This window comes from Nocardioides nanhaiensis, assembly GCF_039542785.1.
Lineage (GTDB): Bacteria > Actinomycetota > Actinomycetes > Propionibacteriales > Nocardioidaceae > Nocardioides > Nocardioides nanhaiensis.
Genome location: NZ_BAABIM010000001.1, coordinates 1,142,801 through 1,161,144, shown reverse-complemented (window position 1 = coordinate 1,161,144; position 18,344 = coordinate 1,142,801). Strand labels below are relative to the sequence as shown.

The window sequence follows — 18,344 nt, the reverse complement described above, 5'->3', positions numbered from 1 at the left end:
GTTAAACACTGCCCACGTCAGGACCCGAGGGAGGTCGACCGTGACACCGTCGGACCAGCGCGGCCCGGTGCCGCACGGCAGCGTCACCCTGGCTGACGTCGCCCGCCACGTCGGCGTCTCGGCGCAGTCGGTCTCCAACGCGCTGCACCGGCCCGAGAAGCTGACCACCGAGACCCGCGAGCGGATCCTCGCGGCGGTCCAGGAGCTCGGCTACCGACCCAACCGCTCCGCACGCACCCTGCGCAGCCGCCGCTCGCACCTGATCGGCGTCAAGGTCGAGCCCTCCCGCGACGACCGTGCCGCGCTCCTGCTCGATCAGTTCCTGCACGCCCTCGCCGAGTCGGCCGGGCAGGCCGCATGCCACCTGATCCTCTGCCAGGCCGAGGACGAGCACGCGGAGGTGGAGGCCTACCGCGAGCTGCTCGACACCACCTCGGTCGACGCCTTCGTGCTGGCCGGCACCCACGCCGGCGACCGTCGCGTGGCGGCGCTCCGCGGCTGGGGCGTGCCCGTGGCCACCTTCGGCCGTCCGTGGGACGGCGACGACGACCTCTCTTGGGCCGACGTCGACGGCCGCGCCGGCCTGCGCGCGGCCACCGACCACCTGGGCGCCCAGGGGCACACCCGGATCGCCCACGTGGGGTGGCCGCACGACTCCGACACCGGTGCCGACCGGCGCCGCGGCTGGCGCGAGGCGTGCGCGGACCGTCGCCTGCCGGTCGACCTCGACGCCGCCGTCCCCGACGACTTCGACGCCGCCCGCGACGCCGCCCACCGCCTGCTCGACGCCACGGAGCCGGCCACCGGCTTCGTCTGCGCGTCGGACACCCTCGCCCTCGGGGTGCTGCGCGCCCTCGCGGAACGGGGACTGCGCGCGGGCGAGCAGGTGGGCGTCACCGGCTTCGACAACTCCCCCGCCGCCGCGCTCACCACCCCCGGCCTCACCAGCCTGCGCCAGCCGCTGGCTGCCGTGGCCGCCGACCTCGTCGGCGCCGTGCTAGAGCAGCTCGACGGAGCAACCCATCGCCGTCGCAGCCTCCTCGCGCCCGAGCTCGTCGTGCGCGCCTCGAGCCTGCGCGGCGCACCCACCGACCCCCACCCGTCCACCCGCACCTCGGAGGCACACCGATGACCACACGTTCCCGCTCGCTCGCCGTCCTGGCCGTCACCACCTCGGCGTCGCTCCTGCTGACCGCCTGCGGCGGCTCGGGCTTCGACGACGCCGGCGGTGGCGGTGGCGGTGAGGGCTCGTCCGAGGGACTGACGGTGCTGATCGGCTCCTCCGGCGAGGCCGAGACGGCCGCGGTCGAGGAGGCCGTGGCGCAGTGGTCGCAGGAGAGCGGGGTCGACGCCGAGGTCTCGGTGGCCAGCGACCTGCCCCAGCAGCTGAGCCAGGGCTTCGCCTCCGGCAACCCGCCGGACGTCTTCTACGTCTCCACCGACACGCTGGCCGGCTACGCGGCCAACGGCTCGCTACTGCCCTACGGCGACCAGCTGGAGAACGCCGGCGAGTTCTACCCCGCCCTGACCGAGGCCTTCACCGTCGACGACGAGCTGTACTGCGCGCCCAAGGACTTCTCGACGCTCGCGCTCGTCATCAACCAACGACTGTGGCAGGAGGCCGGCCTGACCGAGGCCGACGTGCCCACCACGTGGGAGGAGCTCGCCCAGGTGGCCGAGCAGCTCACCGAGGGCGACCGGGTCGGGCTGGCCTTCAGCCCCGAGTACCAGCGCGTCGGCGTCTTCATGGCACAGGCGGGGGGCGGCATGGTCTCCGAGGACGGCACCGAGGCGATCGTCGACACCCCCGAGAACCTGGAGGCGCTCGACTACGTGCAGCAGCTCTTCGACGACGGCGTCGCCTCGTTCTCCTCCGACCTCGGGGCCGGCTGGGGCGGCGAGGCCTTCGGCCGCCAGCTTGCGGCGATGACGATCGAGGGCAACTGGATCGAGGGGGCACTGAGCAGCGACTACCCCGACGTCGAGTACACCGTCGCGCCCCTGCCCGAGGGCCCCGGCGGTGCCGGCACGCTGGCCTTCACCAACTGCTGGGGCGTGGCCCAGGCCAGCCAGAGCCAGGACGACGCCGTAGCGCTCGTCGAGCACCTCACCAGCGCCGAGCAGCAGCTCGCCTTCGCCGATGCGTTCGGGGTAATCCCCTCGCTCGAGTCGGCCGCGGAGCAGTACGCCTCCCAGGACCCGACCCAGGCGCCGTTCGTGGAGGGTGCCGACGTGGCGCAGAACCCACCCGCCCAGGAGGGTGCCGCCGACGTCGTGGCCGACTTCAACGCCCAACTGGAGAGCCTGGCCGGCGGCGACCCGGAGTCGATCCTGACCTCGGTGCAGGGCTCCTTGCAGGCCGTGCTCGACGCTCAGCAGTGAGCGGGTCGTGAGCACTGCTCCCGTTGCGACCGCGCAGGGTCCCGCGCGACGCGACGTTCCCCCGCGGCGAGCGCGTCGCACGGCCGAGCAGCGTCGACGCAGCCGTGACGGCTGGCTCATGGTGAGCCCCGCCGTGCTGCTGCTCGGCACCTTCCTGGCCGTTCCCGTCGTCATGGCGCTGTCGGTGAGCTTCTCCGACTGGCGCGGCGTCGGCAGCCCGTTCGGGTCCGACGTCGGGTTCGTCGGCCTGGAGAACTACCGCTCCATCCTCACCGGGGGCACCCTGGCGCAGCGCGACTTCGGCACCGCGCTGCGCAACAACGCCTACTACGTGCTGCTCGTGGTGCCGCTCCAGACCGCCCTCGCCCTGGCGCTGGCGGTCCTGGTGCACACCCGGTGGCTGCGTGGCCGGGGCTTCTTCCGGACGGCGTTCTACTTCCCCTCGGTCACCAGCTCGGTGGCGATCACCGTGCTGTGGCTGTTCCTGTTCAGCAGCAGCGGCGCCGTCAACGAGATCCTGGGGTGGGTCGGCATCAACGGGCCCGCGTGGTTCAACGATCCCCGGGGCCTGCTCCACCTGGCGCTCGGCGGGGTCGGGGTCGACCAGCCGCCCGCCGCCCTAAGCGAGAACACTGCTCTCGGCATCTCCTGGTGGGAGTGGCTGGCGGGGCCCTCGGTGGCGATGTTCGCCCTCGTGCTGATGGCCGTCTTCACCACCTCGGGCACGTTCATGCTGCTGTTCATCGCCGCGCTCAACAACATCGGCGAGGAGATCGACGAGGCCGGCCAGATGGACGGTGCCTCCTCGTGGCAGCGCTTCCGGCACCTCACCCTGCCGATGCTGCGCCCGACCCTGTTCACCGTGCTCACGCTCGGACTGATCGGCACCTGGCAGGTCTTCGACCAGATCTACACCGGCACGCAGGGCACACCGGCCAAGACCACGCTGACGCCGGCCTACCTGTCGTTCGAGTCGGCGTTCAACGACCAGCGCTGGGGCCAGGGCGCCGCCATCGCGTTCATCCTGTTCGCCATCATCGTCTCCCTGACGCTGGTGCAGCGGTGGCTGCTGAGGAGCCGCACGTGAGCGCCACGACCAGCGCACCCGAGCGAGCGGCAGGTGGTACCGCACGAGCAAGCATGCGCGGCGTCGGACGGCGGCGCGTGGTGCTGCTCTACGGCCTCCTGGTCCTGATGGCGGCGATCTACATCCTGCCGTTCCTCATCGACGTCGCCACCTCGTTCAAGACCGAGGAGGAAGCCGCCGCCGACCCGGTCTCGCTGCTGCCCGGCACGTTCACGACGGCGGCCTACGAGCGCCTGTTCCTGCGCTCGGACTTCCCGACCTGGTTCGCCAACTCGGTGGTGGTGACCCTGCTGGTGACGGCGGGGAGGGTGCTCTTCGACTCCCTGGCCGGGTACGCGCTCGCACGCATCCCCTTCCGTGGGCGCACGGCGCTCTTCGCGCTCCTGGTGGCGGTCATGGCCGTGCCCAACGTGGTGCTGCTGATCCCGAAGTTCCTGGTGATCAACCAGCTCTCCATCTACGACTCCTACCCGGGCCTGGTCGTCCCGCTGCTGGCCGACGCCGCGGGGATCTTCATCATGAAGAACTTCTTCGAGTCGATCCCGGTCAGCGTCGAGGAGCAGGCGCGCATCGACGGAGCCGGCACCTTGCGGATCTTCTGGTCGGTGGTGCTCCCCATGGCGCGCCCCGCGGTGGTGACCATCGTGATCCTCTCCTTCCAGGGCTCCTGGAACGAGCTGAGCCACTTCATCGTGGCCAGCCAGGACCCGGCGCTCTTCACGCTCACCAAGGGCGTGGCCCAGCTGGCGTCGGGCGCTCTCAGCCAGGGGTCCCAGTACCCGCTGAAGCTGGCGGCGGCCGCCGTGATGACCATCCCGGTCGCGGTGGTCTTCTTCGTCTTCCAGAAACGGATCATGAACGCCAGCACCGGGGCGGTGAAGGAGTAGCCACCGCCCACCTCGTACCACTCCGGCGCCCGCGGCGGGCCCTCAACCCCGCGGGCGCCGGAGGACCTGCTCGAACAGGTCGGCGGCGACCTCGACCAGGTCCTCGGCGTCGAGGTCGCTGTGTCCCTCCGTCCAGGCGCCGACGAGGTCGGCCAGGCCCGCCACCAGCACCCGTGCCCGCGCCAGCGCCCGGGCCGTGGGCCATGCCTGCTGCCCGTAGAGCGCCGCCGCCTCGGCAGCTATCGCCTGCGCGAACCCCCCCACGAGGGCGTCGCGCCGCTCGCGCAGCGCCGAGGCGCCGGCCGCGTGCACCACGGCGACCCGCACTGCCGCGGGCTCGGCGACCACCAGCTCGACCAGTGCCCGCGCGGCCGCCTGCACCCGCTCGCCCGCGGTGCCCGGGGTCCGGGCCACCTCGGCCGTGACCAGGCCCAGGATCCGGTCGGCGATGTCGTCGAGCGTCGCGACCAGCGCCTCGTCGAGGTTGCGGAAGCTCTCGTAGAAGTAGCGCTCGGTGAGGCCGGCCTCGGCGCAGACGGCGGTCATGGTGGTGCGCGTCGTGCCCCGCTCGGCGAGCACCGTGGCGGTCGCACGCACGAGCCGGGCGCGGCGCTCGGTGGCGCGCTCGCTCGCCGTCCTGCCTCCGTAGCTGCGTTCACCCACGGGCCCAGCCTGGCCCACGGGGCGGCCCCGGCGCACCCCGACCCTTGACGGCGCCCCACCCACCGACCAAACTGACAGGATCCCCTGTCAGATAGGACGCCGATGCTCCCCCTGCTCCGCTCGCTCCCCCTGGTCGGCCCGACCCTCGCCTACGTCTCCGACCCGCTGACCTTCATGGAGCGCCAGCTGCGCGAGCACGGGCCCGTCTCGGAGATCCCGTTCCTCGGCAGGCCCTGGACCGTGCTGCTCGGCCCGGACGCGTGCAGCGAGGCCCTGGTCAACCGCGACAAGGCCTTCGCCAACGGCCCCGGCTGGGGGCAGCTGGTGGGGCCGTTCTTCGACGGGGGCCTGATGCTGCTCGACTTCGACGAGCACCGGCGCCACCGGCGCCTCATGCAGCAGGCGTTCACCCGCGACCGGATCGAGGGCTACACCGCGGCGCTCAGCCCCGCGGTGGCGCGGGGGCTCGACGCGTGGCAGCCCGGGGAGAACGTCCGCGCCTACCCGGCGCTGAAGACCCTCACCCTCGACCTCGCCACGCAGGTGTTCATGGGGGGCGCCCAGCTCACCTCGCCGCGCGAGCTCGACGCCGTCAACCGGGCCTTCGTGGACTGCGTGCAGGCCGCGACGGCGTTCGTGCGCGCACCCCTGCCCTTCACCCGGTGGGGTCGCGGCGTCCGGGGCCGCGCCCTGCTGGAGGAGTTCCTCACCCGGCACCTGCCCGCCAAGCGCGCCCACGCCAGCGAGGACCTGTTCTCGGTGCTGTGCCACCTCTCCGAGGACGGCGAGGTGTTCAGCGACGAGGACGTGGTGAACCACATGATCTTCCTGCTGATGGCCGCGCACGACACCTCGACCATCACGGTCTCGACCGCGATGCAGCACCTGGGACAGCACCCGGCGTGGCAGGAGCGCCTGCGCGAGCAGGCCCGGGAGCTCCCCGAGCACCCCACCCTGGCCGAGCTCGACGCCTGGGAGGACGCCGACCTGGTGATCCACGAGTGCCTGCGGCTGCTGCCGCCGGTCCCGGTGCTGGCGCGGCGCACCGTGAAGGAGACCGAGGTGCTGGGCACCCGGATCCCCGCCGGCCGCCTGACGGCCGTCATGGTGCACCTGCAGCACCACCAGCAGGAGTGGTGGACCGACCCCGAGCGCTTCGATCCCGAACGCTTCGCCGAGCCCCGCCGCGAGGACCGCCGTCACCGCCACGCCTGGGAGCCGTTCGGCGGCGGGGTGCACAAGTGCCTGGGCATGTTCTTCGCCGGCGCGGAGGTCAAGCTGATCCTCCACCACCTGCTGCGGCGCTTCGAGTGGGCCGTCGACCCCGACTACCGACCCTCCCTCAGCTACCTCTCGCTGCCCGTCCCGAAGGACGGGCAGCCCGTCCGGCTGCGCGCCCTCGCCGGCTGATGCGGCGGTCACGGGCCCGGGTGAGCAGCGCAATCGCGCCGGCCAGGAGGATGCGCATCCTCTGATCCGGGTGAGGGGCGCGATCGCGCTGCTCAGGAGGTTCGGTCGGGGCCGCCTCAGCTGGAGACGGCGGAGGCCAGCTTGGCGAGCGAGTCCTCGAGCTGGGCCTGGCTCACGAGCGGGAAGGAGACCTTCTCGAGGATCTGGGGGTCGGTGACCTTGGACCAGTCGTAGGTCAGCGTCACCTCGGTGGCGTCGGCCCCGTCGGCCTGCAGCTCCCACAGCCACTCCCAGCCCGGGGGCTCCTGGCCGGCCGGCGCGGTCTGCCAGGCGAGCAGGTGGCGCGGGTCGAACCCGGTGACGACGTTGTCGGTCTGGTAGTCGCCACCCATGTGGTCGCCGGTCATGTTCATCCGGAAGCTCTGGCCGGTGGCGGTGATGCGGTCGCCGTGGTCGATGCCGGTCACGAAGCCCGACCCGTCGAGCTCGTGGTGGCGGTGCGGGTTGCTGAGCACGTCGAAGACGTCGCTGGTGGAGGCGTCGATGCGCCGGGACACGGTGATCTTCTGGTCGTCGGTCATGCCTCCACGATGGGCACGCTCGGAGCGTCGGTTCAAGCCGCCGTCCATGGGTACCGGCCCTGCCCGACACTGTCGTCCGCCGGCGCCGGCTCCCCCGGGCTCAGCAGACCTGTGTCAGCTGCTCCACGGCGTCGTCGAGCTGCTGCTCGGCCTCGGTCACGGCCTGCTGGTCGACGGCGCCCTCGGCGGCGTCGCGCGACTCCTGCACCAGCGCGTCGAGCGCCTCGCGCGCCTGCTGCAGGCGTGCCTGGGTCTCCCCGGAGAGGTTGTCCTCCGCGGCGGCCACCGAGTCCCGCAGCGCGGAGAGCTCACGGCGGGCCGCCTCGGGGTCGGCGCCGATGGACTCGGCGGCCTGACGCGCCTGGCCGGCGATGCCGTCGACGGCCTCCTGGGCCAGGCGGCACGCGCCGTCCGAGGCGGCGTCGGAGATGGCGTCCTCGGCCTGCTCGCAGGCGCCGAGCACCCCCACCGCCGCGACCGTGAGCACGGTCGCGGCGGTGCGGCGCAGGAGTCCTGCGGGAGCCACGGGGTGTCGGGGCGTCACAGCGAGGCCAGGGCCTCGTTCAGCGTGGCGCTGGGACGCATGACCCGCTCGGCCTTCTCGGGGTCGGGGCGGAAGTAGCCCCCGATGTCGGCGGCCTCGCCCTGCACGCCGTTCAGCTCGCCCACGATGGTCTCCTCCTGGCTGCGCAGCGACTGCGCGAGCGAGGCGAAGTCCGCGGCGAGCTCGGCGTCGTCGGTCTGCTGGGCCAGCTCCTCGGCCCAGTAGAGGGCGAGGTAGAAGTGCGAGCCGCGGTTGTCGATGCCACCGACCTTGCGGGTGGGCGACTTGTCCTCGTTGAGGAAGGTGCCGGTGGCCCGGTCGAGGGTGTCGGCCAGCACCTGGGCGCGGGCGTTGTCGTCGGCCTGGGCGAGGTGCTCCAGGCTGGCGGCGAGGGCGAAGAACTCGCCGAGGCTGTCCCAGCGCAGGTAGTTCTCGCGCACCAGCTGCTGCACGTGCTTGGGCGCCGAGCCACCCGCGCCGGTCTCGAAGAGGCCGCCGCCGTTCATCAGCGGCACGACGGAGAGCATCTTGGCGGACGTGCCGAGCTCGAGGATCGGGAAGAGGTCGGTGTTGTAGTCGCGCAGCACGTTGCCGGTGACCGAGATGGTGTCCTCGCCCTTGCGGATCCGCTCGAGCGAGTAGGCGCAGGCCTCCGCGGGCGGCATGATCTCGATGGTCAGCCCGTCAGTGTCGTGCTCGGGCAGGTACTCGTTCACCTTGGCGATCAGCTCGGCGTCGTGGGCACGCGTCTCGTCGAGCCAGAAGACGGCAGGGGCACCAGTGGCGCGCGCACGGGTGACGGCGAGCTTCACCCAGTCGCGGATCGGGGCGTCCTTGGTCTGGCAGGCCCGCCAGATGTCGCCGGGCTGCACCTCGTGCTCGATCAGCACCGTGCCGTCGGAGGCGACCACGCGCACGGTCCCGGCGGCGGGCACCTCGAAGGTCTTGTCGTGCGAGCCGTACTCCTCGGCAGCCTGCGCCATCAGGCCGACGTTGGGCACCGAGCCCATGGTCGCGGGGTCGAAGGCGCCGTGCTCGCGGCAGTCGTCGATCACGGTCTGGTAGACGCCGGCGTAGGAGGAGTCGGGGATGACGGCCAGGGTGTCGGCCTCCTCGCCCTCGGGGCCCCACATGTGCCCGGACGTGCGGATCATCGCCGGCATCGAGGCGTCGATGATCACGTCGGAGGGCACGTGCAGGTTGGTGATCCCCTTGTCGGAGTCGACCATGGCCATGGCGGGACCCTCGGCCAGACCCTGCTGGACCGCGGCCTTGATCGCCTCGCCGTCGGGCAGGTCGGCCACGGCCGAGAGCAGTGCTCCCAGACCGTCGTTGGGCGAGATGCCCGCGGCGGCGAGCTGCTCGCCGTACTGGTCGAAGAGGGTCGGGAAGAACGCCTGCACGGCGTGGCCGAAGATGATCGGGTCGGAGACCTTCATCATCGTGGCCTTCAGGTGCACCGAGAACAGCACGTCCTCGGCCTTGGCGCGGGCGACCTGCTCGGTGAGGAAGCGACGCAGGGCGGCGACGTCCATGAAGGTGGCGTCGACGACCTCGCCGGCCAGCACCTTCACCTCGGGCTTGAGCACGGCGGTCTCTCCGTCGGCGCCGACGTGCTCGATGCGCAGGGTGTCGTCGGACTCGATGACGACCGACTTCTCGTTGGAGCGGAAGTCGTGCTCGCCCATGGTGGCCACGTTGGTCTTCGAGTCCGGGCTCCAGGCACCCATCCGGTGCGGGTGGGCCTTGGCGTAGCCCTTGACCGAGGCGGGCGCGCGCCGGTCGGAGTTGCCCTCCCGCAGCACCGGGTTGACCGCGGAGCCCTTGACCTTGTCGTAGCGGGCGCGGGTCTCGCGCTCCTCGTCGGTCTTCGGGTCGTCGGGGTAGGCCGGCAGGTCGAAGCCCTGCTCCTGCAGCTCCTTGATCGCGGCCTTGAGCTGTGGCACGGAGGCGGAGATGTTGGGGAGCTTGATGATGTTGGCCTCGGGGGTCTTCGCGAGGTCGCCCAGCTCGGCCAGCGCGTCGTCGACCGCCTTCTCGCCGAGCCGGTCGGGGAACTGCGCCAGGATGCGCGCGGCCACGGAGATGTCGCGGGTCTCGACACCGACCCCGGCCTTGGCGGCGTAGGCCTCGATCACGGGGAGGAAGGAGTAGGTCGCCAGCAGCGGCGCCTCGTCGGTGAGGGTGTAGATGATCCGGGACGGGTTGGCCATGGGGCGGTGCTCCTGGTGCTCTCGGAGGTCGGTCGGCACAAATCTTGACGTCAAGATACCTGACCTCGGCGGATGGTCGCCGCGCGGTCGGCGAGGCCAGCCTCGCAGCCGGGTCCGCGTACTTCAACGGGCACGGCGGCAGGCCGCCCAGCAGGCCGCTCGGGGGTGGGGCGCGGCACCCCGTCCAGATCGGAGGTTTGGGTCTACGCTGCGTGGGCATCTGAGTGCAGTCACACCGGAGCCTGAGGAGTCCCCACCCATGAGCGACGCACCTGCCGTCACCGCCCCACCCACGCTGGGCCAGAAGCTGACCGCCGAAGCGATCGGCACGTTCGTGCTGGTCCTGTTCGGCGTCGGCACTGCCGTCATCACCCAGGGCGAGGACTACGCCGCCGTCGGCCTCGCGTTCGGCATCGCCATCATCGCGATGGTCTACGCCTTCGGCCGTGTCTCGGGCGGCCACTTCAACCCCGCCGTCTCGATCGGCGCCGCGCTCGGTGGCCGCATCGCGTGGCGCGAGGCGGGTGCCTACATGGGCGCCCAGGTCGGCGGCGCGCTCGTCGGCGGTCTGCTGCTGGTGCTGATGTTCGTGCTCGGCGACACCGGCCTCGAGTTCGGCGACGACCGCTTCGGCGCCAACTTCTTCGGCGACCGCGGCGGCTTCGCCCTCGGCGGCGCCCTGGTCATCGAGATCGTGATGACGTTCGTCTTCGTGCTGGTGATCCTCGCGGTCACCGACACCCGCAACGAGCACCCCGCGCTCGCGCCGCTGGCGATCGGCCTCACGCTGGCCGCCGTCCACTTCGCCTCGATGGGGGCGACCGGCACCTCGGTCAACCCCGCCCGCTCGCTCTCCACGGTGTTCTTCTCCGGCGGCGACGCGATGGTGCAGATCTGGCTGTTCATCCTCGGCCCCCTCGTCGGCGCTGCGATCGCCGGCCTCTCCTACCCGGCCCTGTTCGGCCACGGCGCCGAGCCCGTCGTCGGCTCGGGCATGAACTTCGGCGGCGGCCGCGGCGGCTCGCCCACGGCCCCCGGCTACGGCACCCCCGACGCCTACCAGCAGCAGTGGAACCAGCAGGTGCCCGGCTACCCGCAGGCCCAGCAGGCCCCGGTCGCGCAGGCCCCCTGGGGCCAGCAGTCCGCACCTGCCCAGCAGGGCGGTCAGCAGGGCTGGCCCGACCCGAACGCCGGCGCCACCCAGGCGGTCCCCGCCCAGCAGGCCGCCCCGGCCCAGCCGCAGAAGATCGTCCAGGACGGGTGGGAGTGGGACCCCGCCGCCCAGCAGTGGATCCCCGAGCAGAAGGCCCCGCAGCAGTCGTGGCCCGACGCCGGCGGCGAGCGCACCCAGATCCGCCCGCCCGACGGTCAGTGAGTCAGACGACCGACCGCTGACTCAGCTCCCCGACTGGGGCTCGTCCACCTGGACGAGCCCCAGTCGCACGTCCGGGGTCCCGCTCACGGTCTCGACGGCCACCAGCCCGAGGCCCTCTGCGTACGCGCGGCGCTCCACCCGGTCCGCCGCGGTGTCCCGCACCTCCACCAGCACCAGCCCACCGAAGGTGCCGGCGGGCGTCGTCGCCTCCTCGTCGAGCGAGAGCACCTGCGCCCGCACGTCGATGCCGGCCGCCAGCGCCTCGCGATAGCCGTCACCCACCCGCGGGGTCGCCAGCATCGCGACGCCCGCCTCGGCGCCGTCCTCGCCGGCCAGCCACTCCCCCTCGCGCCCGAACCACCACACGTTGCCCGCGGCGTCCTGGGCGTAGTAGTCCACCGTCTCGCCCCCGGCCTCGGGGTCCGGCGGGACCGTGCCCTCCGAGCCGGTGGTGGTGCGGCGCACCGCCGTGGTGGCCACGCCCGCCACCTGCGGCCCCTCCTCCACGCTGACCAGCAGCTGCGCGACATCGGCGCCGAGGACCCCGGTGCCCGGTTCGTAGACCGCCGAGGAGCCCACCACCAGCGGCAGCCAGGGATTGTCCACCTCGGCCACGAAGTCGTCCGGGTCCGGGCTCGGCGTGGGCACCTCGAGGCCGTCGACGCCGGCCAGCGGCGCGGTGCCCGTGCCCGAGCCGCAGGCGCTCAGCGCCCCGCTCCCGGAGAGGCCCAGCAGCAGGGCGGTGAGCGCGGCGGCGGAGCGGGGAGCCCTCATGGTGGCCATCGTCCCGCAGCCGAGGCGGCGTCGGGCGCGGGGGTGGTGCGCTGCTAGTTTCGGGGAACCTGGCACTCGTGCCCGCACCCAGCCCCAGATCCCCGAGGAGTCACGACGTGAGCTCAACCCCGCTGAAGATCGCCGTCACCGGAGCCGCCGGCCAGATCGGCTACAGCCTGCTCTTCCGCCTCGCCAGCGGCGCCCTGGGTGACCGCCCGGTCGAGCTGCGCCTGCTGGAGATCACCCCGGCCCTCAAGGCGCTCGAGGGCGTCGTCATGGAGCTCGACGACTGCGCGTTCCCGACGCTGGCCGGTGTCGAGATCGGCGACGACGCGGAGACGATCTTCGACGGCGTCAACCTCGCCCTGCTCGTCGGCGCGAAGCCTCGCGGTCCGGGCATGGAGCGTGGCGACCTGCTCTCGGCCAACGGCGCGATCTTCACCGCGCAGGGCAAGGCGCTGAACAAGGTCGCCGCCGACGACGTGCGCATCGGCGTCACGGGCAACCCCGCCAACACCAACGCGCTCATCGCGATGAGCAACGCCCCCGACATCCCGCGCGAGCGGTTCTCGGCGCTCACCCGCCTCGACCACAACCGCGCCATCTCGCAGCTGGCCGCCAAGACCGGCGCCCCGGTCACCGACATCACCAAGATGACGATCTGGGGCAACCACTCCGCCACGCAGTACCCCGACCTCTTCCACGCCGAGGTGGCCGGCCGCAACGCCGCCGAGGCCGTGGGCGACCAGGACTGGCTGGAGAACACCTTCATCCCCACCGTGGCCAAGCGCGGCGCCGCGATCATCGAGGCCCGCGGCTCCTCGTCGGCCGCCTCCGCGGCCTCGGCCACCATCGACGCCGCCCGCGACTGGCTGCACGGCTCCGCCGAGGGCGACTGGGTCTCCATGGCGGTCGTCTCCGACGGCTCCTACGGCGTGCAGGAGGGGCTCATCTCCTCCTTCCCCGTCACCACCTCGAACGGCGACTGGAGCATCGTCCAGGGCCTGGAGATCGACGACTTCTCGCGCGGGCGGATCGACGCCTCCGTGGCCGAGCTGGCCGACGAGAAGGCCGCGGTCACCGAGCTCGGCCTGATCTGAGCTGGCCTCGCCCAGCACCGACGACGGCGCCCGCGGACCCGGTCCGCGGGGCGCCGTCGTGCAGCACCAGCTCAGAAGGGCTGCTCGGGGATGTCGCCGGCCAGCCACACGATGGCGCCGCCCATGACGGCGAGCACGCCGACGTCGACCAGGCGGTGCCGTACCCGCAGCATGCCGGCGTCGCGCTCGGGCAGCACCAGCCGCAGGGCTCCGGCGGTCAGCAGCGCGCCGCCCAGGATCCGCGCCCCCAGGCGCCAGTCGTCTAGGTAGGCCAGGACGACGCCGAGCGACATCGCGGCCAGGATCAGCAGGTAGAGCGCGCCCCCGAGCGTGGAGGGGTGGCGACGCTCCTCCAGGGCGGGCGATGCCTCAGGCGGCTCGGGCGGCTCCTCGGGGGGCTCGCCCTCGCTCGGAGCCGGCGTGCCCTCCGGCGGCATGGTCAGCGGGTCCCCGCCGCGCCGGCGTCGGCAGCCGCCTCGGCCATGCCCACGACGTTGGCCAGCAGCATCGCGCGGGTCATCGGGCCCACGCCGCCCGGGTTGGGCGAGACCCAGCCGGCGGTCTCCCAGACGTCGTCGGCCACGTCGCCGGCGATCTTGCCGTCGACCCGGGAGACGCCGACGTCCAGCACGGCCGCACCGGGCTTGACCATGTCGCCGGTGATGATGCCGGGCACCCCCGCGGCAGCGACGACGACGTCGGCGCGGCGGGTGTGCGCGGCGAGGTCGCGGGTGCCGGTGTGGCAGAGCACGGCCGTGGCGTTCTCGGAGCGGCGGGTGAGCAGCAGGCCCAGGGGCCGGCCCACGGTGAGGCCGCGGCCCACGACCACGACCTCCGCACCCGCCAGCTCGACGCCGTGGCGGCGCAGCAGCTCGATGACGCCCACCGGCGTGCACGGCAGCGAGCCCCGCTCTCCCAGCACCAGCCGCCCCAGGCTGACCGGGTGCAGACCGTCGACGTCCTTGTCGGGGTCGACGCGGCTCAGCAGCGCCACCTCGTCGAGCCCGGTGGGCTGCTGGACCAGGAAACCGGTGCAGGCGGGGTCGGCGTTGAGCCGGTCGATCTCGGCCTCGACCTCGGCCTGGGTGGCGGTGGCGGGCAGGTCGACGCGGATCGACTCGATGCCGATCTCGGCGCAGTCCTTGTGCTTGGCGCCGACGTACCAGTGCGACCCCGGGTCGTCGCCCACCAGCACGGTGCCCAGGCCGGGCACGACGCCCCGGTCACGCAGGGCGGTCACGCGCTCGGCCAGCTCGGCCTTGATGGTCCGCAGGGTCGCGCTGCCGTCGAGCTTCTGTGCCGTCACGGGGGTCATCCTTCCATTGGTGGTGCGGGGCGGGGCGCCTGGCCTGTCGTGCGAGCCGGGACTCGCTCGGTCTTCAGACCGACCCGCGGGGGCTGGGCTCCGCGGTTGGCCAGCCGGCCGTGGACACCTCGCCGACGCGGCGCCAGCGCCCCTCCCCCGCTTCGCTCCTCCGAGGCGCTACCGCCGAGTCGGCTCCTTGCCCTGGCACAGTGTTCAGACCGACCCGCGGGGGCTGGGCTCCGCGGTTGGCCAGCCGGCCATGGACACCTCGCCGACGCGGCGCCAGCGCCCCTCCCCCGCTTCGCTCCTCCGAGGCGCTACCGCCGAGTCGGCTCCTCCACGTTGCCCACTCACTCGCTTCGCTCGTCAGTGGGCAAAGTGGCGGGTGCCGGTGAAGTACATCGTGACGCCGGCGGCGCGGCAGGCCTCCACGGTCAGCTCGTCGCGCACCGAGCCGCCCGGCTGCACGATGGCGGCCACGCCGGCGTCGATGAGGATCTGGGGGCCGTCCTCGAACGGGAAGAAGGCGTCGGAGGCCGCGGCAGCGCCCTGCGCCCGCTCACCGGCGCGGGTGACGGCGAGCCGGCAGGAGTCGACACGGTTGACCTGCCCCATGCCCACGCCCACCGAGGCGCCGTCCTTGGCCAGCAGGATCGCGTTGGACTTCACCGAGCGGCAGGCGCGCCAGGCGAAGGCGAGGTCGGCGAGCACCTCGGGCGTCGCCGCCTCGCCGGTGGCGAGGGTCCAGGTGCCCGGGTCGTCGCCCTCGGCGTCCACGAGGTCGCGCTGCTGCACCAGCTCGCCACCGGAGATCGGGCGGTACTCCCACGCGAATCCCTCGGGTGCGGGCGCCTCGCAGCGCAGGATGCGGATGTTCTTCTTGCCCTGCAGCACCTCGACGGCGCCGTCCTCGTAGTCCGGCGCGACGATCACCTCGGTGAACACCTCGGCCACCTGCTCGGCCATCGCCACCGAGACCGGGCGGTTGACCGCGATCACGCCGCCGAAGGCCGAGACGGGGTCGCAGGCGTGCGCGCGGGCGTGGGCCTGCGCGACGTCCTCGCCGACCGCGATGCCGCACGGGTTGGCGTGCTTGATGATGGCGACCGCGGGCTCGGCGTGGTCGTGGGCGGCGCGCAGCGCGGCGTCGGTGTCGACGTAGTTGTTGTACGACATCTCCTTGCCGTGCAGCTGCTCGGCCTCGGCCAGGCCGCCCTCGCCGTTCACGTACAGCGCGGCGTGCTGGTGCGGGTTCTCGCCGTAGCGCAGCGGGCTGCGCAGGGTCAGCGTGCCGCCGCCGAAGGCCGGCCAGTCCTCGGGCGTCTCCTGGCGGGCGAACCACTCGGCCACGGCGACGTCGTAGGCGGCGGTGTGCGCGAACGCCTCGGCGGCCAGGCCACGACGCTGGGAGAGCGTGAAGCCGCCGTCGCGCACCGCGGCGAGGGTCTCCTCGTAGCGGGCGGGTGAGGTGACGATGGCGACCGAGGGGTGGTTCTTGGCCGCCGCGCGCACCATCGAGGGCCCGCCGATGTCGATCTGCTCCACGCACTCGTCGAAGCCGGCGCCCGAGGCGACGGTCTCGCGGAAGGGGTAGAGGTTGCCGACCACGAGGTCGAACGCCTCGATCCCCAGGTCGGCCAGCTGCGCCACGTGGGAGTCCAGGCGGCGGTCGGCCAGGATGCCGGCGTGCACGCGCGGGTGCAGGGTCTTCACGCGGCCGTCGAGGCACTCGGGGAAGCCGGTGAGCTCCTCCACCTGGGTCACGGGCACGCCGAGCCCGGCGATCAGCCGGGCCGAGCCGCCGGTGGAGACCAGCGCGACGCCGGCCTCGTGCAGGCCGCGGACCAGCTCCTCGAGCCCGGTCTTGTCGTAGACCGAGACGAGGGCGCGGCGGACGGGGATCTGGTGGGACGGGCCGGTCTGCTGGGTCATCAGGGGTCTCCTGGGTCGCGGTGCCGGGCCACCCAGGCGGTCGATGGCCCCGCGCGTACTCCCTGGTGGTTCCCCACCTGCGCCAGTCGTCTGGGCGTGAGTCTAGGCAAGTCGGGGCGGGCTGCCGAACCGGACCGCGCGCCCCTCCACCCGGAAGCCCTCGCGCGCCATCCGCCCGACGGCCGTGACCAGCATGGCGCGCTCGGCCACCTTGATCCGCTCGTGCAGCGCTTCGACGTCGTCGTCCTCCTCGACCGGTACCGCGCTCTGGGCCACGATCGGGCCGGTGTCGACGCCGGCGTCGACCACGAACAGGGTGCAGCCGGTGACCTTGACGCCGTGCGAGAGCGCGTCCGCAGGCCCGTGCATCCCCGGGAAGGACGGCGAGAGGGCCGGGTGGGTGTTGACCACACGGCCGCCGTGGCGGGCCAGGAAGGCCTCCCCCACGAGCTTCATGAAGCCGGCCAGCACCACCAGGTCGGGACGGTGTGCCGCCACCTCGTCGGCCAGGGCGGCGTCCCAGGCGGCGCGGTCGGGGTGGTCGCCGACCCGCTGCACGAAGGTGGGCACACCGGCACGCTCGGCGCGCGCCAGCCCCTCGATGCCGGCGCGGTCGGCACCGACGGCCACCACCTGCGCGCCGTAGGCGGGGTCGGCCGTGGCGTCGAGCAGGGCCTGCAGGTTGGTACCGCTGCCCGAGACGAGCACGACCAGGCGGGCGGGGTCAGTCACGGGCGGGGAGTCTACGGCGTGAGGAGGGTGCGGCCGTTCAGGCGGAGCGGCGCTGCCACCAGGTGACGGCGGCCGCGCCCAGCAGCCCCCCGAGCCCGAAGGCCGTGACGGCGTGCACCAGCACGTCGAGCGCCACCGGGCCCACCTCGCGCATCCGGCCGGGCCCGACCGCGCCACCGCTGAGCCCGGCGGTCACCGCCACGACGACGCCCGCGAGCACGCCCGCCCCGCAGCCGCGGAGCAGCGCCTCGTCCCAGCGCAGCGTCGGCACCCGCAGCTGGGCACGGCCGACGGCGAGGGCCGCCACCAGCACCGGCAGCGCGGCGAGCCACGCGACCCAGCCCGGCGCGGCGCCGTCGTCGGGCAGAGCGGCCAGCAGCGGCACCAGCGGCAGCGCACCCACGACGGCCACCTGGGGGGTGACCAGGGTGCCCACGCCGAGCGAGAAGCCCGGGCCGAGCAGGTAGGCACCGGTGAAGGCCATCGCGTTGGGCACCGCCAGCAGCATCAGCAGGCCGAGCATGACCAGGTCGCCGGGGCCGGCGCCGAGCTGGCTGCTGATGTTGGCGGCGGTGGAGAGGTCGAGCAGGAAGGCGGCTGCCAGCGCCACTGCGCAGACCAGGAACCAGGTGAGCAGCAGCGCGCGCACCGCGGCCAGGCAGGCGCGCACCGGCAGTGGGAGCAGGGCCGCCCAGGTGGCCAGGCGCCCGCCGCCCACGGCGATCGCCGGGAGCGCCACCGCCAGGCACAGCGACAGCGACCACACCAGCACCCGGGCAGGCTCGGGCTGGGTCGCGGGGGTGGCGGCGACCGAGCAGGCCAGCACGGCGACGGTGGCGTACGAGGCGGCGAACAGGGAGCCCGCCAGCGGCACGGTCCAGTCGCGGGCGCCGTCGGCGAGGGCTGGCGCGTCGGGACCGTGCGGCGCCACGAGCTCACCGACCCGCCGGGAAACCCGCCACACCGCCCAGGCGGCGACCAGCGTGACGCCGAGCGGCACCGCGGTGACCGCGGCACCCTGCACGGTGACCCCGGAGCCGTGGCCGGCGAGCCAGACCAGCGCCCCGGCCCGGAGCCCGTCGCGGGGGGCACCGTGCGCGCCGCCGTCGGCGAGGAACCAGCCGACCACCCCGAACCCCAGGAAGACCACCAGCGGCGCGGCGGCCGCCGTCACGCCTCCCAGGGCCGCCACCAGCGCCAGCGGGCGCGGCACGCTCGGGCTGGACTGGCTCGACGGGCTGGTGGGCGGCGTCTCCTGACCGCGCCGGCGGGAGGCGGGGGGCAGCAGTGAGGTCATGGTCGGGCCATCATCGCCCTCGGGCCCGGCGCTCGTGGGCTCCCACGCCGAGCACGGCCTC

General features: G+C 73.3%; 17 protein-coding genes and 1 riboswitch. Of the genes, 7 read left to right on the top strand and 10 right to left on the bottom strand.

The annotated features are described in order from the left end of the window. The first annotated feature begins 40 nt into the window (after positions 1–40). From ABD948_RS05575 to ABD948_RS05560, 4 genes are all read left to right on the top strand, one after another. Positions 41–1,132 carry a LacI family DNA-binding transcriptional regulator gene (locus ABD948_RS05575; protein WP_345263480.1) on the top strand — a complete coding sequence of 364 codons (1,092 nt, stop codon included), beginning with the start codon at positions 41–43 and terminating at the stop codon, positions 1,130–1,132. Next, entirely contained in the window at positions 1,129–2,382 is a 1,254-nt protein-coding gene (locus ABD948_RS05570) for an extracellular solute-binding protein (RefSeq protein WP_345263478.1), read from the top strand. The genes ABD948_RS05575 and ABD948_RS05570 overlap by 4 nt, the downstream gene beginning before the upstream one ends. A gap of 118 nt (positions 2,383–2,500) precedes the next feature. Then, positions 2,501–3,469, top strand: coding sequence for a carbohydrate ABC transporter permease (locus tag ABD948_RS05565; protein ID WP_345263476.1), 969 nt, complete (start codon positions 2,501–2,503; stop codon positions 3,467–3,469). A 53-nt stretch (positions 3,470–3,522) separates the two neighbouring features. Next, complete coding sequence (locus ABD948_RS05560) at positions 3,523–4,356, top strand: carbohydrate ABC transporter permease (RefSeq protein ID WP_345263474.1); 834 nt, start codon at positions 3,523–3,525, stop codon at positions 4,354–4,356. A 42-nt stretch (positions 4,357–4,398) separates the two neighbouring features. Here the strand turns inward: ABD948_RS05560 and ABD948_RS05555 are convergent, their stop codons facing one another. After that, on the bottom strand, positions 4,399–5,019 hold the full coding sequence (locus ABD948_RS05555) for a TetR/AcrR family transcriptional regulator (protein WP_345263472.1): 621 nt from the start codon (positions 5,017–5,019) through the stop codon (positions 4,399–4,401). 102 nt (positions 5,020–5,121) lie between these two features. On the opposite strand from ABD948_RS05555, the gene ABD948_RS05550 reads away from it, so the two are divergent. Beyond that, complete coding sequence (locus tag ABD948_RS05550) at positions 5,122–6,429, top strand: cytochrome P450 (protein ID WP_345263470.1); 1,308 nt, start codon at positions 5,122–5,124, stop codon at positions 6,427–6,429. 116 nt (positions 6,430–6,545) lie between these two features. Here ABD948_RS05550 and ABD948_RS05545 read toward each other — a convergent pair whose 3' ends face one another. The 3 genes from ABD948_RS05545 to ABD948_RS05535 all read right to left on the bottom strand — a co-directional run bounded on the left by ABD948_RS05545 (position 6,546) and on the right by ABD948_RS05535 (position 9,767). Beyond that, positions 6,546–7,010, bottom strand: a complete 465-nt coding sequence (locus tag ABD948_RS05545) for an SRPBCC family protein (RefSeq protein WP_345263468.1) — start codon at positions 7,008–7,010, stop codon at positions 6,546–6,548. A gap of 100 nt (positions 7,011–7,110) precedes the next feature. Then, complete coding sequence (locus tag ABD948_RS05540) at positions 7,111–7,536, bottom strand: hypothetical protein (RefSeq protein WP_345263466.1); 426 nt, start codon at positions 7,534–7,536, stop codon at positions 7,111–7,113. Positions 7,537–7,550: 14 nt separating this feature from the next. Next, positions 7,551–9,767: an NADP-dependent isocitrate dehydrogenase gene (locus tag ABD948_RS05535; protein ID WP_345263464.1), complete on the bottom strand. Its 2,217-nt coding sequence runs from the start codon at positions 9,765–9,767 to the stop codon at positions 7,551–7,553. A gap of 259 nt (positions 9,768–10,026) precedes the next feature. Between ABD948_RS05535 and ABD948_RS05530 the strand changes: the two genes are divergently transcribed. Then, positions 10,027–11,142, top strand: coding sequence for an MIP/aquaporin family protein (locus ABD948_RS05530; protein ID WP_345263462.1), 1,116 nt, complete (start codon positions 10,027–10,029; stop codon positions 11,140–11,142). 21 nt (positions 11,143–11,163) lie between these two features. Here ABD948_RS05530 and ABD948_RS05525 read toward each other — a convergent pair whose 3' ends face one another. Then, complete coding sequence (locus ABD948_RS05525) at positions 11,164–11,916, bottom strand: hypothetical protein (protein ID WP_345263460.1); 753 nt, start codon at positions 11,914–11,916, stop codon at positions 11,164–11,166. A 116-nt stretch (positions 11,917–12,032) separates the two neighbouring features. Between ABD948_RS05525 and ABD948_RS05520 the strand changes: the two genes are divergently transcribed. Beyond that, a complete protein-coding gene (locus tag ABD948_RS05520) occupies positions 12,033–13,016 on the top strand; it encodes a malate dehydrogenase (RefSeq protein ID WP_345263459.1) in 984 nt (327 codons plus the stop codon). A gap of 71 nt (positions 13,017–13,087) precedes the next feature. On the opposite strand, the gene ABD948_RS05515 is transcribed toward ABD948_RS05520, so the two are convergent. From ABD948_RS05515 to ABD948_RS05495, 5 genes are all read right to left on the bottom strand, one after another. Further along, complete coding sequence (locus ABD948_RS05515; protein WP_345263457.1) at positions 13,088–13,453, bottom strand: DUF3017 domain-containing protein; 366 nt, start codon at positions 13,451–13,453, stop codon at positions 13,088–13,090. 2 nt (positions 13,454–13,455) lie between these two features. After that, positions 13,456–14,322: a bifunctional methylenetetrahydrofolate dehydrogenase/methenyltetrahydrofolate cyclohydrolase gene (locus tag ABD948_RS05510; protein ID WP_345263455.1), complete on the bottom strand. Its 867-nt coding sequence runs from the start codon at positions 14,320–14,322 to the stop codon at positions 13,456–13,458. 366 nt (positions 14,323–14,688) lie between these two features. Further along, positions 14,689–16,254, bottom strand: coding sequence for a bifunctional phosphoribosylaminoimidazolecarboxamide formyltransferase/IMP cyclohydrolase (gene purH, locus ABD948_RS05505; RefSeq protein ID WP_345263453.1), 1,566 nt, complete (start codon positions 16,252–16,254; stop codon positions 14,689–14,691). 23 nt (positions 16,255–16,277) lie between these two features. Beyond that, positions 16,278–16,354, bottom strand: a riboswitch (ZMP/ZTP riboswitch). 2 nt (positions 16,355–16,356) lie between these two features. Next, positions 16,357–16,986 carry a phosphoribosylglycinamide formyltransferase gene (gene purN, locus ABD948_RS05500; RefSeq protein WP_345263451.1) on the bottom strand — a complete coding sequence of 210 codons (630 nt, stop codon included), beginning with the start codon at positions 16,984–16,986 and terminating at the stop codon, positions 16,357–16,359. A 37-nt stretch (positions 16,987–17,023) separates the two neighbouring features. Further along, on the bottom strand, positions 17,024–18,283 hold the full coding sequence (locus ABD948_RS05495; RefSeq protein WP_345263449.1) for a cell division protein PerM: 1,260 nt from the start codon (positions 18,281–18,283) through the stop codon (positions 17,024–17,026). Positions 18,284–18,344 lie beyond the last annotated feature (61 nt).

What these genes read in the sequence shown, in the direction of transcription:
- ABD948_RS05495 (WP_345263449.1), bottom strand. Translation starts at nt 18,283, where the DNA reads ATGACCTCACTGCTGCCCCCCGCCTCCCGCCGGCGCGGTCAGGAGACG.
- ABD948_RS05535 (WP_345263464.1), bottom strand. Translation starts at nt 9,767, where the DNA reads ATGGCCAACCCGTCCCGGATCATCTACACCCTCACCGACGAGGCGCCG.
- purH (WP_345263453.1), bottom strand. Translation starts at nt 16,254, where the DNA reads ATGACCCAGCAGACCGGCCCGTCCCACCAGATCCCCGTCCGCCGCGCC.
- ABD948_RS05530 (WP_345263462.1), top strand. Translation starts at nt 10,027, where the DNA reads ATGAGCGACGCACCTGCCGTCACCGCCCCACCCACGCTGGGCCAGAAG.
- ABD948_RS05550 (WP_345263470.1), top strand. Translation starts at nt 5,122, where the DNA reads ATGCTCCCCCTGCTCCGCTCGCTCCCCCTGGTCGGCCCGACCCTCGCC.
- ABD948_RS05560 (WP_345263474.1), top strand. Translation starts at nt 3,523, where the DNA reads ATGCGCGGCGTCGGACGGCGGCGCGTGGTGCTGCTCTACGGCCTCCTG.
- ABD948_RS05525 (WP_345263460.1), bottom strand. Translation starts at nt 11,916, where the DNA reads ATGAGGGCTCCCCGCTCCGCCGCCGCGCTCACCGCCCTGCTGCTGGGC.
- ABD948_RS05570 (WP_345263478.1), top strand. Translation starts at nt 1,129, where the DNA reads ATGACCACACGTTCCCGCTCGCTCGCCGTCCTGGCCGTCACCACCTCG.
- ABD948_RS05565 (WP_345263476.1), top strand. Translation starts at nt 2,501, where the DNA reads ATGGTGAGCCCCGCCGTGCTGCTGCTCGGCACCTTCCTGGCCGTTCCC.
- ABD948_RS05515 (WP_345263457.1), bottom strand. Translation starts at nt 13,453, where the DNA reads ATGCCGCCGGAGGGCACGCCGGCTCCGAGCGAGGGCGAGCCCCCCGAG.
- ABD948_RS05545 (WP_345263468.1), bottom strand. Translation starts at nt 7,010, where the DNA reads ATGACCGACGACCAGAAGATCACCGTGTCCCGGCGCATCGACGCCTCC.